This is a genomic window from Pseudomonas anguilliseptica, from assembly GCF_021375795.1.
In the GTDB taxonomy this organism is placed as follows: Bacteria; Pseudomonadota; Gammaproteobacteria; order Pseudomonadales; family Pseudomonadaceae; genus Aquipseudomonas; species Aquipseudomonas anguilliseptica_A.
Map to the genome: position 1 here is coordinate 968,695 of NZ_JAEIOI010000001.1, position 13,586 is coordinate 982,280.

Genomic DNA, 13,586 nt, shown 5'->3' on the forward strand with positions numbered 1-13,586 from the left:
GCGTGTGAGTGAGTCGTGACATGAGCAGCTTTCTCGAAGGCAGCCGATGATTCTTGCACAGCCTGCGCGGGATTAGCAGGCTGTTTTCAGCTGCTGAGTGCGCAAGTGGCAGGGCCTGATAGGCAGGTATGCGGCAGATTGATGCGGCTGGCGTGGGATCAGGGCTGTTGCAGGGCGGCGCGGAACTGTCCCGGCGTGGCGCTAAAGGCCTGGCGGAAGCGGTTATTGAAGTGGCTGGCACTGGCAAAGCCACAGGCCAGCGCCACCTCGGCCAGAGGTTGGGCCGTGTGTTGCAGCAGGTGCTGGGCTTGGCGCAGGCGCTGAGCCAGCACATAGCGGTGTGGTGGCAGGCCGAAGCTGAGCTGGAACATCCGCGCGAAATGGTATTCGGAGAGCGCACACAACCCGGCTAACTGGCCCAGGCTGAGCGCCTCACTGAGGTTGGCCTGGATAAACTCGCGCACCAGTCGTCGTTGGCTGGGCGCCAGGCCGCCGGTCAGGCGCAGCCCCTCGCGGCGGCCAACCTGGGACAGCAGGGCGTGGTTGATCAGGCCATGGGCCAGGCTGCTACTGAGCAGGCGTTCGGCGGGTTCCTGCCAGTCCAGCTGGCTGAGCTGACGAAAGCGCTGGGCCTGCTGCGGGTCATCGAGAAAGGTGCCTTCACGCAGTTCCAGTTCCCGTGGTTCACGGTCCAGCAGATTGACGGCCGCCAGGGCGAATTGCTCCTGGCTGATGTACAGGTGGGCCAGCTGGATTTCACCGTTGATCACCCACTCCGACTGATGCCCGGCCGGCAGGATGCACAGCTTGTCCGGCGCGCCTTTGCTGTGCGGGCTCTCGCGGCGGAAGGTGCCGGTGCCGCCGGCCAGGTAGCAGGACAGGGTGTGGTGGCTGGGAGCCTGGTAGTCGCGGGCATCATGGCGGTTGCTCCATACAGCAGCCGCCAGCCCGTCACCCAACTCGGCGCTGCGATGCAGGCGGGTATTGGGCGAGCTGTGCATGCTCTGGAAAACCTGTAGGTGCTCAAGTTGCGACATAAATCCTCCGTCGCCCCATGCTACGCCCAGCATGCCGGCGTGCCAGCCCCCATCGGCAGAAAACCGCAAGATTATGCAAGGCGCGGTTATTTGTAGCTGTCGAGAATCTGCTGGTAGCGCGGCTGTTGTTTCAGCGCATTCAGGCCGTTCTGCAAGCGGGTCAGTTGCACGGCGTCGGTGTCCAGGCTGAAGGCGTAATACATGGCGCTTTCCTTGAGCACATGCACAGGGGCAAAGTCGGCGCTGTGCATGTCCAGATTCCGGATAAACCAGTAGGCGGTGGTTTCGTCGTAGGTCCACAGGTCAATGCGGCTGTTGTGCAGCAGATTGGCCAGCTGAATTGCGCTGGCGGAGATATGCAGGTTGTTGTCGCTGATGCCCAGGTTGTTGAGCAGATGATGACCGACGTCATCGCGAATCACGCCGATGCGGTAGGCGCTCAGATCAGCCGGGCGAGCCACGCTCAGTTGGCGATCTCGGCGCGCCAGCAGCACGATGCGGCTGGGCATGATCGGTCCGACCCACTTGAACTGCGGGCCACGTTCATCGGTACGGGCCATGGAAAACAGCAGCACCCCAGGCCCCCTGCGCGCCATCTGGTAGCCGCGTGCCCAGGGCAGCGAGCGAATATCCCGGCGCTCGATAGGCAGGCCGGCGATGGTGGCAGCTTCCAGCAGAATATCCACGGTGATACCGCGGGCGATGCCGCTTTCGGTGTAGTTGTAGGGTGGAAATTCCTCGGTGATGAAGTCCAGTGACTCCCACTTGGCGTCGGCATGCAGCACCGACGGCGTGAGCAAACAGAGGAAAACCAGCGCAAGCGCGTTGCTCAAGCGAGAAAACATGCGGCGTACCTCGGGTTACAGATGCCGGCCAGGCCGGTGGTGCACAAGGGCCGCGATGGCCCCTTCGTTATTGACGCTAGCTTGCCCGGCAGGGGCTGTCGAATGCCGCGATAGACCGCTCGGCGCATGGCTGTGCAGGTGACTTATTTACCCTTGTGGCCTCGGCTGTCGACGGGGGAGTGCTTGACGATGGGCGTGCGGGCTACTGTATATTCGGTAATTCGTATATATGGAATTTAAGATGTGTTGCCGATAACCCCGACCGAGTTGTTCAAAGCCCTGGCCGATGAAACCCGCGTGCGCCTGATCCAGCTGCTGGTGCGTGAAGGTGAGCTGTGTGTCTGTGAACTGACTGCGGCGCTGGATGAAAACCAGCCGAAGATTTCCCGCCACCTGGCATTGTTGCGCAGCAGTGGGCTGTTGGCGGATCGGCGTGCTGGTCAGTGGGTGTATTACCGCGTGCACCCTCAGCTGCCTGATTGGGTTGCGCCGCTGTTGGCGCAGTTGCTGGTAGCGGATGCGCCATCGCTGTCGCTCGACAGCCAGCGTTTGCAGGGCATGCGTAACCGCCCCGCACGGCTCTCGCCCTGTAGTTGAGCGGATGTTATCGGTTCTTGGTGCCCCGTTGTCTTTCAATCCTGTGAGGTGAGTATGTTGAATACCCTGGGGCTGTTCGCCCTGACTGCATTGGCCGAGATCATCGGCTGTTACCTGCCGTACCTGTGGCTCAAACAGGGCAAGAGCATCTGGTTGCTGGTGCCGGCTGCCGCCGCACTGGCGCTGTTCGCCTGGCTGCTGACTTTGCACCCGACCGCTGCCGGGCGTGTGTATGCCGCCTACGGCGGGGTGTATGTGGCCATGGCGATTATCTGGCTTTGGCTGGTAGACGGCATTCGCCCGACCCATTGGGACCTGCTGGGCGCCGCTGTGGCCATGTTTGGCATGGCGATCATTATGTTTGCGCCGCGTAGCGCCTAATCACTTTGTAGAGGGAATTGGTTTATGGCTATCAAGGTAGGTATCAACGGTTTTGGTCGTATTGGTCGTCTGGCGCTGCGCGCTGCCTGGGGCTGGCCGGAGCTGGAATTCGTGCAGATCAATGATCCGGCCGGCGACGCGGCGACCCACGCGCACCTGATCAACTTTGATTCGGTGCACGGCCGCTGGCAGCGCGAGGCCAGCACTGAGGGCGAGTGCATCCTGATCGATGGCAAGCGAATCCAGGTCACGGCCAACAAGACCATTGCCGATACCGACTGGAGCGGTTGCGATCTGGTGATCGAGGCCAGCGGCAAGATGAAAACTGTGGCTGTGTTGCAGGCTTACCTCGACCAAGGCGTCAAACGCGTGGTGGTCTGCGCGCCGGTAAAAGAGCAGGGCGCGCTGAATATCGTGATGGGCGTCAACCAGCAGCTGTTCGACCCGGCGCAGCACCGCATCGTTACGGCGGCGTCCTGCACCACCAACTGCCTGGCCCCGGTGGTCAAGGTGATCCACGAAAACCTCGGCATCCGCCACGGCTCGATCACCACCATCCACGACCTGACCAACACCCAGAGCATCCTCGATACGCCGCACAAGGATCTGCGTCGGGCGCGCGCCTCGGGCATGAGCCTGATCCCCACCAGCACCGGTTCGGCCACGGCAATTGCCGAGATATTTCCCGAGCTGCGCGGCAAGCTGAATGGCCACGCCGTGCGTGTACCGCTGGCCAACGCCTCGCTCACCGATTGCGTATTTGAAGTGCAGCGCGCCACTACGGTAGAGGAGGTCAACGCACTGCTGAAAGCCGCCGCTGACGGCCCGCTCGCTGGGATTCTCGGTTATGAAGCGCGGCCGCTGGTGTCCATCGACTACCGCACCGACCCGCGATCTTCGATTATCGATGCGCTCTCGACCATGGTGGTGGGCGGCACCCAGGTGAAGCTCTACGCCTGGTACGACAACGAGTGGGGCTACGCCAACCGTGCGGTGGAATTGGCGCGGATGGTGGGTTTGGCAGATTAACCAGGCTTTGTGGGAGGGGCTTTAGCCGCGACTGACCCCAACTGCTGTCGCGGCTAAAGCCCCTCCCACGGTCTACATAGGATTTGTTATGCACGCCTTATCCCGCCTAGCCCCCGAAGTGCGCCAATACCTGCTGGTAACCGGCAACTACTGGGCCTTTACCCTCACTGACGGTGCGTTGCGCATGTTGGTGGTGCTGCATTTCCATAGCCTGGGTTACACGCCGCTGCAGATTGCCGCGCTGTTTCTGTTCTATGAGATTTTCGGCGTGGTCACCAACCTGGTCGGCGGCTACCTGGGCGCGCGGCTGGGCTTGAATCGCACCATGAATATCGGCCTGGGCCTGCAGGTGGCGGCCCTGCTGATGCTCACCGTGCCGGCGGCCTGGCTGACCATCCCCTGGGTGATGGGTGCGCAGGCACTGTCGGGTATCGCCAAAGACCTGAACAAGATGAGCGCGAAAAGCTCGATCAAGTTGCTGGTGCCGGATAGCCAGCAGGGCACGTTGTACAAGTGGGTGGCGATCCTCACCGGCTCGAAGAATGCGCTCAAGGGCGTGGGCTTCTTTATGGGCGGCGCGTTGCTGGCGTTGCTCGGCTTCACTGGCGCGGTATTGGCCATGGCCGCTGTGCTGGCGCTGATCTGGTTGGCCAGCCTGTTGCTGCTGAAGAAGGATCTGGGCAAGGCGAAAGCCAAGCCGAAGTTTCGCGACATGCTGTCAAAAAGCCGGGCGATCAATATCCTCTCGGCCGCACGCTTTTTCTTATTTGGCGCGCGCGATGTGTGGTTTGTGGTGGCGCTGCCGGTGTATCTGGCAAGCAGTTTTGGTTGGGATTTCTGGCTGGTCGGCGGCTTTCTCGCTGCGTGGGTGATTGGCTACGGCATGGTGCAGTCCTTCGCCCCAGCCATCACTGGCAAAGCCAGCGGCCAGTTGCCGGATGGCCGCGCGGCATTCGCCTGGGCTGTCGTGCTGGCCGGGTTGCCCGCCGCCATTGCCCTGGGTCTGAACAGCGAGTTGCCGGCGCAGTGGGTCTTGCTCGGCGGGTTGATGGTGTTCGGTACGCTGTTTGCGGTGAACTCCTCGCTGCACAGCTACCTGATTGTCAGCTACGCCAAGGCAGACGGCGTGTCGCTGGATGTCGGCTTCTACTACATGTCCAACGCCCTCGGCCGGCTGATCGGTACGCTGCTGTCGGGCTGGGTCTATCAGGCGTATGGCCTGGAGGCGTGCCTGTGGGTGTCCTCGGCTTTTGTCCTGCTGGCGGCGTTGATTTCCATCGGGCTGCCTCGGCACCGCGCGAGCAGCCTGATGGAGTAAAAAGCGCAAGTTTGTGCAAGAGCGCCAGGGCCGATCAGGTGCAGACTCTCACCCATCTACCGGGAGTCTGTTGATGAACCTGTCGCTCTATCTGTTGACTGTACTGATCTGGGGCACCACCTGGATCGCCCTCAAACTGCAGCTGGGTGAGGTGGCGATTGCGGCCTCTATCGCCTATCGCTTTGCCCTGGCCTCGCTGGTGCTGTTCGCCATCCTGCTGCTTAGCGGCCGTTTACAGAAACTCGACACGCGCGGTCAGCTGATCTGCCTGGTGCAGGGTTTGTGTCTGTTCTGCCTGAACTTTATGTGCTTTTACACCGCCAGCCAGTGGATCCCCAGCGGTCTGGTGGCGGTGATTTTCTCCACTGCCACATTGTGGAACGCGATCAACGCGCGGCTGTTCTTCAAGCAGCGAATCGCCGCCAATGTGCTGGCCGGTGGTGCGCTGGGTCTTGGCGGTCTGGCGCTGCTGTTCTGGCCGGAGCTGGCCGGGCAGGAAGCCAGCCATGAAACCCTGCTGGGCATCGGTCTGGCACTGCTCGGTACGCTGTGCTTCTCCGCCGGCAATATGCTTTCCAGCCTGCAACAGAAGGCTGGGCTAAAGCCGCTGACCACCAACGCCTGGGGCATGCTGTATGGCGCGCTGATGCTGGTGGCGATCTGCCTGGTCAGCGGTACGCCGTTCGGCTTCGAGTGGAACACGCGCTATATCGGCACCTTGCTGTACCTGGCGATTCCCGGCTCGGTGATCGGTTTTACCGCCTACCTGACCCTGGTCGGGCGCATGGGGCCGGAGCGCGCGGCCTACTGTACCGTGCTGTTCCCGGTGGTGGCGCTGAATATCTCGGTGTTTGCCGAGGGCTACCAGTGGACCGCGCCGGCGCTGCTGGGCCTGCTGCTGGTGATGTTGGGCAACGTGCTGGTGTTCCGTAAACCCAAGGCCGTACCGATGGCAGTGGTGCGCGAGGCATAGGGGGGGTCGCGAGGCTGGAGATTGGTGTGGGAGGGGCTTTAGTCGCGATTCAAGTGCAACTAAAGCCCCTCCCGCAAGGCATTTAAAACAAGCCCAACTGCCCACCAATCAGGGTGGCGAAGTCATCCTCGACAAACGGCAGGATGGCGTCGGCCACCGGTTGCAGTTGGCGGGTCAGGTAGTGGTCGTAGTCGATGGTGGCGTTGCGTGCTTCCAGCGGTTGCGGGCCGGCGGTGGTGATCACGTAGCTGATCCAGCCGCCGCGCTGGTATTGCAGCGGGCGGCCGTGGGCGGCGTTGAACTCGTCAGCCAGGCGTGCGGCGCGCACATGGGGCGGTACGTTGCGTTCGTAATCGGTGAGCAGGCGGCGCAGGCGTTTGCGGTAGACCAGTTGCTCATCCAGTTCGCCGCTTAGGGTGCGCTCGACATAGTCACGCACATAGTCCTGATAGGGTTGGCCGAGAAAGATGCGCTCATACAGCTCGCGTTGAAACTGCTGTGCCAGCGGTGACCAGTCGCTGCGCACGGTTTCCAGGCCTTTGTAGACCATCTCATGGCTACCGTCGGGGCGTGTCACAAGGCCGGCATAGCGCTTCTTGCTGCCTTCCTCGGTGCCTCTGATAGTCGGCATCAGAAAGCGCCGGTAATGGGTTTCAAACTGCAGTTCCAAGGCGCTTTCCAGGCCGTATTCATCATGCAAGTGATCGCGCCACCAGGCATTTACTTTAGCCACCAGCGCACGGCCGATCTGTGCGGCATCCTCTTCAGCATGCGGGCGTTTAAGCCAGACAAAGGTGGAGTCGGTATCGCCGTAGATCACCGTATAGCCTTCGGCCTCGATCAGCGCACGGGTGCGGGCCATGATCTCGTGGCCGCGCAGGGTGATGGAGGAGGCCAGGCGTGTATCGAAAAAGCGGCAACCGCTGGAGCCGAGCACGCCGTAGAAGGCGTTCATGATGATCTTCAGCGCCTGCGACAGTGGCGCGTTAGCCTCGCGTTTGGCCGCCTCACGGCCCCGCCATACGCGCTCGACAATCGCCGGTAGGCAGTGCTGGCTGCGGGAGAAGCGTGCGCCGCGAAAGCCCGGTACCGAGTGCGTGTCGTCCGGTTGGCGCAGGCCCTCGATCAGCCCCACCGGGTCGATCAGAAAGCTGCGGATAATCGACGGGTACAGGCTCTTGTAATCCAGCACCAGTACTGATTCATACAACCCCGGCTGCGACTCCATGACAAAACCGCCGGGGCTGGCTTGCGGTGGGTTGTCGCCGAGGTTCGGCGCAACAAAACCACGACGGTGCATCAGCGGCATATACAGGTGTTCGAAGGCCGCCACCGAGCCACCGCTGCGATCAGCCGGCAGGCCAGTGACCGTGGCGCGCTCCAGCAGGAAGTCGAGAATCGCGGTTTTGCCAAAGATGCGCGTGACCAGCTCGCAGTCGCGCAGGTTGTAGCGCGCCAGAGCGGGTTTGTCTTCGCGGAACATGCGGTCGATTTCGTCCATGCGCTGGTAGGGCGTGGAGATATCCTTGCCTTCGCCGAGCAGAGTTTGCGCGACGTTTTCCAGGCTGAACGAGGGAAAACTCCAGGTCGCCGAACGCAGCGCCTCGATGCCGTCGATGATCAAGCGGCCGGCGGCGTCGGCAAAGAAGTGACCGTTGCCGCTGCCATGCTCGCGCCACTGCATCTCGCTGCCATCGCGGCCCAAGCGCAAAGAAATGGCCAGGTTGCGGGCGTGTTCGTGGAGGATGCGTAGGTCGAACTGCACCAGGTTCCAGCCAATAAGCGCGTCCGGGTCATGCGCGGCCATCCACTGGTTCAGGCATTCGAGCAGCTCGCCACGGCTGGCGCAGTAGTGCAGCTGGAAATCCACCTGCGGCGGTTGTTCCGGCGTACGGCCGAGCATATAGACGTTGCGCTGGCCGCAGCCTTCAATGGCGATGGAGTACAGCTCACCAAAGGCATTGGTTTCGATGTCCAGCGAGGCCAGCTTGAGCGTGGGGCGGTAACCCTCGCAGGGCTTGATCTGCGCCTCCAGCAGCAGAGCGGGATTGGTCGCATCGGGCGTGCCGGTGAACTGCACCGGAGCGGTGATAAAGCGCTCCATCAGGTAGCGTTCGGGCGGGCGCACATCGGCCTCGTACACCTCGACGCCAGCGCGGCGCAGCAGCTTGCTGAGGTCGATCAGTTGGTGATGCTGCTGGCAATACAGCCCCAGCACCGGGCGCTGATGAAAGTCCTTGAGGCCCAGCGGGCGCAGCTCGACGCCACGTTCGTTGTTCAGCACTACTTCGGCCTGCTCGCGTTGCGCAGCCGGAATAAACGCCACCGAGGTTTGCAGCGGCAGACGCAGCAGGCGTGGGCCGTTATCGGTGGCCAACCAGAACTCCACCTGCGTGCCGGCCGGCGTATCACGCCAGTGTCGGGTTAGCAGAAAGCCCTGTTGTAACTTCACCCTGTTGCTCTCAAAGCCATTTTTGATTGGGCAATTCTACGCAGGCTTTTATCTGTATGCCTATACAGTTGTTGTGCGGCTGCCAAGCGGGCACAGACAAATCCGCTATTGCGAGTAAAATGCTCGCCCTGATTGACTGCCCGATACCCACGCCATGTCCCTGCCCAAGCACCACCTCGAACTGTTAAGCCCGGCGCGCGATACCGCGATTGCCAAGGAAGCCATCCTGCACGGCGCCGATGCCGTGTATATCGGCGGCCCCAGCTTCGGTGCGCGGCACAACGCCAGCAATAGCGTGGCGGACATTGCCGAGCTGGTGCAGTTTGCCCATCTGTTCCATGCGCGGGTGTTTGTCACCCTCAACACCATCCTGCATGAGGATGAGCTGGAGCCGGCGCGGCAGATGATCTGCCAGCTGTATGAGGCTGGCGTGGATGCGCTGATAGTGCAGGACATGGGCGTGATGGAAATGGACCTGCCGCCTATCGAGATCCACGCCAGCACCCAGTGCGATATCCGCACCCTGGAGAAAGCCCGCTTCCTCGACAACGCCGGCTTCTCCCAGCTGGTGCTGGCTCGCGAGCTGAACCTGCAAGAGATCAACACCATCTGCCGCAACGTCGATTCGGCGGTCGAGTTCTTTATCCACGGCGCGCTGTGCGTGGCCTTCTCCGGGCAGTGCAATATCTCCCATGCGCAGACCGGGCGCAGCGCCAACCGGGGCGACTGCTCGCAAGCCTGCCGCCTGCCCTACACCCTGAAAGATGATCAGGGCCGCGTGGTGGCCTATGACAAGCACCTGCTGTCGATGAAGGACAACAACCAGACCGATAACCTGATTCATCTGGTCGATGCTGGCGTGCGCTCGTTCAAGATCGAAGGGCGCTACAAGGACATGAGCTACGTGAAGAACATCACCGCGCACTACCGCCGCGAGCTGGATGCGATTCTCGAACAGCGCCCGCACCTGGCCCGCGCCGCCAGCGGGCGTACCGAGCACTTCTTCACCCCGGACACCGACAAGACCTTCCACCGCGGCAGCACCGATTATTTCGTCACCGACCGCAAGGTGGATATCGGCGCGTTCGACTCGCCGACCTTTACCGGGCTCTCGGTTGGCTATGTGGAGAAAGTCGGCAAACGCGACCTGATCGCCGTCACCGACACGCCGCTGTCCAACGGCGATGGCCTGAACGTGCTGATCAAGCGTGAAGTGGTAGGTTTTCGCGCCAATATCTGCGAGCTGAAAGGCAGCTTCACCGAAGACGGCGAAGAAGACGGCGAGAAGCGCTACCGCTACCGCGTCGAGCCCAACGAGATGCCCGAAGCCATGCACCGCGTGCGCCCGCAGCACCCGCTTAACCGCAACCTCGACCACAACTGGCAGCAGGCTCTGCTCAAGACCTCGGCCGAGCGGCGTATCGCCGTCAGCTGGCAGCTGGCCGTGCAGGGCGATCAGTTGAACCTGAGCGTCACCAGTGAAGAGGGCATCAGCGCCCGCATTAGCCTGGCCGGGCCGTTCGCCGCCGCCAAGGATGCCGAGCAAGCCCGTGAGCAACTGGCCGATGGCCTGAGCAAACTGGGCACCACCATCTACTTCAGCACCGGCGTGCAGATTGACTGTGAGGCCGTGCCGTTTGTGCCTGGCTCGCAACTCAAGGCCTTACGCCGCGAAGCCATCGAGGCGCTGACCCAGGCTCGCGTCGCCGCTCACCCGCGTGGCGGGCGCAAACCGGTCAGCGTGCCTGCGCCGGTGTACCCGGAGTCGCACCTGACCTTCCTCGCCAACGTCTACAACGACAAGGCGCGCACCTTCTACAAGCGTTATGGCGTGCAGCTGATCGACGCTGCCTACGAGGCCCATGAAGAGGCGGGAGACGTGCCGGTGATGATCACCAAGCACTGCCTGCGCTTCTCCTTCAAACTGTGCCCGAAACAGGCCAAGGGCGTCACCGGCGTACGCACTAAGGTCTCGGATATGCAGCTGATCCATCAGGACGAAGTGCTGACCCTGAAGTTCGATTGCAAACCCTGCGAGATGCACATCATCGGCAAGATGAAGGGCCATATCCTGCATCAGCCGCAACCGGGCAGCGCGGCAAGCCAGGGCGGTACGGTGGGCTATATCACTCCGGATGATCTGCTCAAGACCATCAAGCGCTAGGGCAGAACGGCACTCGTAGGATGGGGCGTGCCGCGCAGGTTAAGCGCAGCGATACCCATCCGATGGGCTGATAGCGAGATGCTCTGCAGCGTTACTGACGGCTGTGCAGTTTGCTGAGAAACAGCCAGGCCAATAACGGATAGCAGAAATAATGCAGGCCAAAGATCAGCAGCCCCATGGGGCTGGGGTCATCCTTCCACGCCATCATGGCCAGTAACCCCAGGTAGAGCAGCGCCAGGATGCCGCCATACAGCGCCACCAAGCGGCGACGTTCGCCTTGCAGGGGCGCGCGGCGGTTGCGCCAGGTAAACCACAGGGTCATGCCGCTGGCGACCAGGGCGGCGATCAGTACGGTGGTCAACAGCCCGCCGAGTTTGACGAAGGTGCGCAGCAGCAGGTTGAGCACGATAACCGCCAGCACGCCGCCAAGCGCCAGACGGGTGACCGCGACGCTGTTGGGGGTTGGCTCGTGCATCAGGTGTGCTCCTACAGGCTGCGATTAAGGCCGAAGCGTTTTTTCAGCACGGCCTCGAGCAGGCGTTTAGGCAGCAGCGCTGCGAGCAGCGGCAGGCTGCGGCTGCCATTGCCCAGGCGCAGCAGGTTCGGTCGGGATTTGCTCTGTACGGCGGCGAGCAGGTTGCGGGCGAAGTGGTTGGCTGGGGTGGGGTTGTCCTGCGAGGCGTTGGCGCGGGCGCGGATACCGTCGCGAATCGGCCACCAGGGCGAGGCTTCGTCGATCAGTTGCTCGGCCTGCTGGCTGGCGTTGGCGCCGAAGCTGGAAGCAATCGCGCCGGGCTGAACTTCCATCACCTCGATGGCGAAGGGCGCCAGCTCCAGGCGCAGGGCGTCAGTCAGGGCATGCACGGCGGCCTTGGAGGCACAGTAGGCGCCGGCAAACGGGGTGACCAGCACGCCGGAGACACTGCCGATATTCACCACCAGGCCTTTGTTCTGGCGCAGCAACGGGAACAGCGCGCGGGTCACGCCGATCAGCGAGAACACGTTGGTTTCAAACTGCTTGCGCATGGCCTCCACACCGCCATCGAGTAGCGGGCCCATGGCGCCGTAACCAGCGTTGTTGATCAACACGTCGAGGCCGCCGATTTCCGCTTTCAGGCGTTCGGCCAGTTGTCCCAGGCCCAGGCCATCGTTGACATCCAGTTGCACGGCGTTGAAGCCAGCTGCACTGAGGGCAGCCAGGTCATCGGCTTTGCGCGCGGTGGCCCAGACCTGATAACCGGCCTGCTGGAACACCTCGGCCAGGGCGCGGCCAATGCCGCTGGAACATCCGGTGATCAGTACGCTGGGCTGGGTCATGCAGCTTTCCTTGTTGTTCTAATGGGGGCAAATATCAGCGGCTAAAGCTGCCTTGTAGGCGTTCAGCGCGAAATTCTAATGTGCTGGCGCGATAACCGCTGCGCAGGGTTGGCAGTGGCAGGCAGGTTTGCCAGTCGGCGCCAGGCAGCAATTCGCCGGGGCCGCTGTAACGTGGGGCTTCATACAGACGTTCGGCCAGGTTAACGCTGTCGCCGGGGCGGTAGGCGGTGATCTGCCAGTGCAGCTCAAGCAGTGCAGCTTCACTGCCGTTCTTCAGGTTCAGGGCCAACGGACGATCTGCCGGGCAGCGCTGCGGGGCGTAATCGAGGCGCAGTTCGAGGTGAGCCAGGTGGCGATTCTCGCGGCTTTCCTGCCAGAGCACCCAACTGGCGACCAGGCCGAGGCCGATCAGCGCCGCGAGGGAGATCGGCAGCGCCTTGCTCGGGTAGCGGATCAGCAGGATCAACCAGCTCAGTACCAGAATTGCGCCTATCAGCATCACTCAGGCCTCGGGAGTGTCGCGTAGAAATACCAGACTATCAGCCTTGGAGTGCTCGGCCGAATAGCGATAGCCCTGGTAGTTGAAATCCTTGAGGCTGGCGGGGTCGGTCAGCCGCTCCTTGATCACATAGCGCGCCATCAGGCCACGGGCTTTTTTCGCGTAGAAACTGATGATCTTGTACTGGCCGTTTTTCAGGTCCTTGAACTCGGTGTCGATCACCCGCGCATTCAGCGCTTTGCGTTTTACCGCGCCGAAGTATTCGTTGGATGCCAGGTTGAGCAGCACGTCGTCGCCCTGCGCAGCCAGCGCCTCATTCAGCCAGCCGCTGATGCGTTCACCCCAGAAAGCATAGAGATCCTTGCCGCGCGGGTTGGCCAGTTTGCTGCCCATTTCCAGGCGATAGGCCTGCATCAGGTCGAGCGGGCGCAGTACGCCATACAGGCCGGAGAGCATGCGCAGGTGGGTTTGCGCGAAGTCAAAGTCGGCTTCGCTGAAATCCTCGGCGTTAAGCCCGGTGTACACGTCACCCTTGAACGCCAGCAGCGCCTGCTTGGCGTTGGACGGATTGAACGGCCGCTCCCAGCTGCCAAAGCGCGCGGCATTGAGGCCGGCGAGTTTGTCCGAGAGGTGCATCAGCTCTGCGATCTGCGCCGGGGTGAAGTCGCGCAGTTGCTGGATCAAGTCCTGGGCGTGGTCGAGGTGTTCCGGTTGGGTAAAGCGCGGGGTTACGGGCGGCGTCTCGTAATCGAGGGTCTTGGCCGGGGAAATCACCATCAACATAAAATTGTGCTCCTGAAAGTCTGCGGCGATTCTAGAAGCTGGCGGCGGCTGAGACTACCTATAAGGGTGATTAGCTCAGCCGATTCGAGCCCTGTTATTGCGCGTACTTGCACCGCGTTGGCGCAGCCTGAGGCTCATCAGCGATATATGCGGTGAGCCGGCCTGACTGCGAGCGTAAGGCGAATCAGCTG

The 13,586-nt window shown here is 62.1% G+C and carries 13 protein-coding genes; 6 read left to right on the top strand and 7 right to left on the bottom strand.

Annotated elements, in window-relative coordinates:
- Window positions 1-158: 158 nt before the first annotated feature.
- Window positions 159-1,037: an AraC family transcriptional regulator gene (locus IOD17_RS04415; protein WP_233683871.1), complete on the bottom strand. Its 879-nt coding sequence runs from the start codon at window positions 1,035-1,037 to the stop codon at window positions 159-161.
- 86 nt (window positions 1,038-1,123) lie between these two features.
- Entirely contained in the window at window positions 1,124-1,882 is a 759-nt protein-coding gene (locus IOD17_RS04420; protein ID WP_233683872.1) for a substrate-binding periplasmic protein, read from the bottom strand.
- 243 nt (window positions 1,883-2,125) lie between these two features.
- Here IOD17_RS04420 and IOD17_RS04425 point away from each other — a divergent pair, with 243 nt between their 5' ends.
- The 5 genes from IOD17_RS04425 to IOD17_RS04445 all read left to right on the top strand — a co-directional run bounded on the left by IOD17_RS04425 (window position 2,126) and on the right by IOD17_RS04445 (window position 6,180).
- Window positions 2,126-2,479: a metalloregulator ArsR/SmtB family transcription factor gene (locus tag IOD17_RS04425; RefSeq protein ID WP_233683873.1), complete on the top strand. Its 354-nt coding sequence runs from the start codon at window positions 2,126-2,128 to the stop codon at window positions 2,477-2,479.
- 54 nt (window positions 2,480-2,533) lie between these two features.
- Complete coding sequence (locus IOD17_RS04430; RefSeq protein ID WP_267925252.1) at window positions 2,534-2,860, top strand: YnfA family protein; 327 nt, start codon at window positions 2,534-2,536, stop codon at window positions 2,858-2,860.
- A 24-nt stretch (window positions 2,861-2,884) separates the two neighbouring features.
- Entirely contained in the window at window positions 2,885-3,889 is a 1,005-nt protein-coding gene (locus tag IOD17_RS04435) for an ArsJ-associated glyceraldehyde-3-phosphate dehydrogenase (protein ID WP_233683875.1), read from the top strand.
- A gap of 88 nt (window positions 3,890-3,977) precedes the next feature.
- Window positions 3,978-5,207: an organoarsenical effux MFS transporter ArsJ gene (arsJ, locus tag IOD17_RS04440; protein ID WP_233683876.1), complete on the top strand. Its 1,230-nt coding sequence runs from the start codon at window positions 3,978-3,980 to the stop codon at window positions 5,205-5,207.
- Window positions 5,208-5,280: 73 nt separating this feature from the next.
- Window positions 5,281-6,180: a DMT family transporter gene (locus tag IOD17_RS04445; protein WP_233683877.1), complete on the top strand. Its 900-nt coding sequence runs from the start codon at window positions 5,281-5,283 to the stop codon at window positions 6,178-6,180.
- 82 nt (window positions 6,181-6,262) lie between these two features.
- Here IOD17_RS04445 and IOD17_RS04450 read toward each other — a convergent pair whose 3' ends face one another.
- Entirely contained in the window at window positions 6,263-8,632 is a 2,370-nt protein-coding gene (locus tag IOD17_RS04450; RefSeq protein ID WP_233683878.1) for a DNA polymerase II, read from the bottom strand.
- Window positions 8,633-8,786: 154 nt separating this feature from the next.
- Between IOD17_RS04450 and IOD17_RS04455 the strand changes: the two genes are divergently transcribed.
- Complete coding sequence (locus IOD17_RS04455; RefSeq protein ID WP_233683879.1) at window positions 8,787-10,796, top strand: peptidase U32 family protein; 2,010 nt, start codon at window positions 8,787-8,789, stop codon at window positions 10,794-10,796.
- Between the two features lie 91 nt (window positions 10,797-10,887).
- On the opposite strand, the gene IOD17_RS04460 is transcribed toward IOD17_RS04455, so the two are convergent.
- Genes IOD17_RS04460 through yaaA form a run of 4 tightly spaced genes read right to left on the bottom strand, consistent with a single transcriptional unit; the run spans window position 10,888 to window position 13,395 of the window.
- The gene (locus tag IOD17_RS04460) at window positions 10,888-11,271 is read right to left on the bottom strand and encodes a hypothetical protein (protein ID WP_233683880.1); all 384 of its coding nucleotides are present in this window, start codon (window positions 11,269-11,271) and stop codon (window positions 10,888-10,890) included.
- Window positions 11,272-11,282: 11 nt separating this feature from the next.
- On the bottom strand, window positions 11,283-12,113 hold the full coding sequence (locus IOD17_RS04465; protein ID WP_233683881.1) for an SDR family oxidoreductase: 831 nt from the start codon (window positions 12,111-12,113) through the stop codon (window positions 11,283-11,285).
- 34 nt (window positions 12,114-12,147) lie between these two features.
- On the bottom strand, window positions 12,148-12,612 hold the full coding sequence (locus IOD17_RS04470; RefSeq protein ID WP_233683882.1) for a multidrug transporter: 465 nt from the start codon (window positions 12,610-12,612) through the stop codon (window positions 12,148-12,150).
- A 3-nt stretch (window positions 12,613-12,615) separates the two neighbouring features.
- Window positions 12,616-13,395 carry a peroxide stress protein YaaA gene (gene yaaA / locus IOD17_RS04475; protein ID WP_233683883.1) on the bottom strand — a complete coding sequence of 260 codons (780 nt, stop codon included), beginning with the start codon at window positions 13,393-13,395 and terminating at the stop codon, window positions 12,616-12,618.
- Window positions 13,396-13,586: the final 191 nt, after the last annotated feature.

Excerpts from the sequence above, each read along its gene's own strand:
- IOD17_RS04415 (WP_233683871.1), bottom strand. The coding sequence starts at position 1,037 with ATGTCGCAACTTGAGCACCTACAGGTTTTCCAGAGCATGCACAGCTCG.
- IOD17_RS04420 (WP_233683872.1), bottom strand. The coding sequence starts at position 1,882 with ATGTTTTCTCGCTTGAGCAACGCGCTTGCGCTGGTTTTCCTCTGTTTG.
- IOD17_RS04430 (WP_267925252.1), top strand. The coding sequence starts at position 2,534 with ATGTTGAATACCCTGGGGCTGTTCGCCCTGACTGCATTGGCCGAGATC.
- IOD17_RS04435 (WP_233683875.1), top strand. The coding sequence starts at position 2,885 with ATGGCTATCAAGGTAGGTATCAACGGTTTTGGTCGTATTGGTCGTCTG.
- arsJ (WP_233683876.1), top strand. The coding sequence starts at position 3,978 with ATGCACGCCTTATCCCGCCTAGCCCCCGAAGTGCGCCAATACCTGCTG.
- IOD17_RS04445 (WP_233683877.1), top strand. The coding sequence starts at position 5,281 with ATGAACCTGTCGCTCTATCTGTTGACTGTACTGATCTGGGGCACCACC.
- IOD17_RS04455 (WP_233683879.1), top strand. The coding sequence starts at position 8,787 with ATGTCCCTGCCCAAGCACCACCTCGAACTGTTAAGCCCGGCGCGCGAT.
- IOD17_RS04460 (WP_233683880.1), bottom strand. The coding sequence starts at position 11,271 with ATGCACGAGCCAACCCCCAACAGCGTCGCGGTCACCCGTCTGGCGCTT.
- IOD17_RS04465 (WP_233683881.1), bottom strand. The coding sequence starts at position 12,113 with ATGACCCAGCCCAGCGTACTGATCACCGGATGTTCCAGCGGCATTGGC.
- IOD17_RS04470 (WP_233683882.1), bottom strand. The coding sequence starts at position 12,612 with ATGCTGATAGGCGCAATTCTGGTACTGAGCTGGTTGATCCTGCTGATC.
- yaaA (WP_233683883.1), bottom strand. The coding sequence starts at position 13,395 with ATGTTGATGGTGATTTCCCCGGCCAAGACCCTCGATTACGAGACGCCG.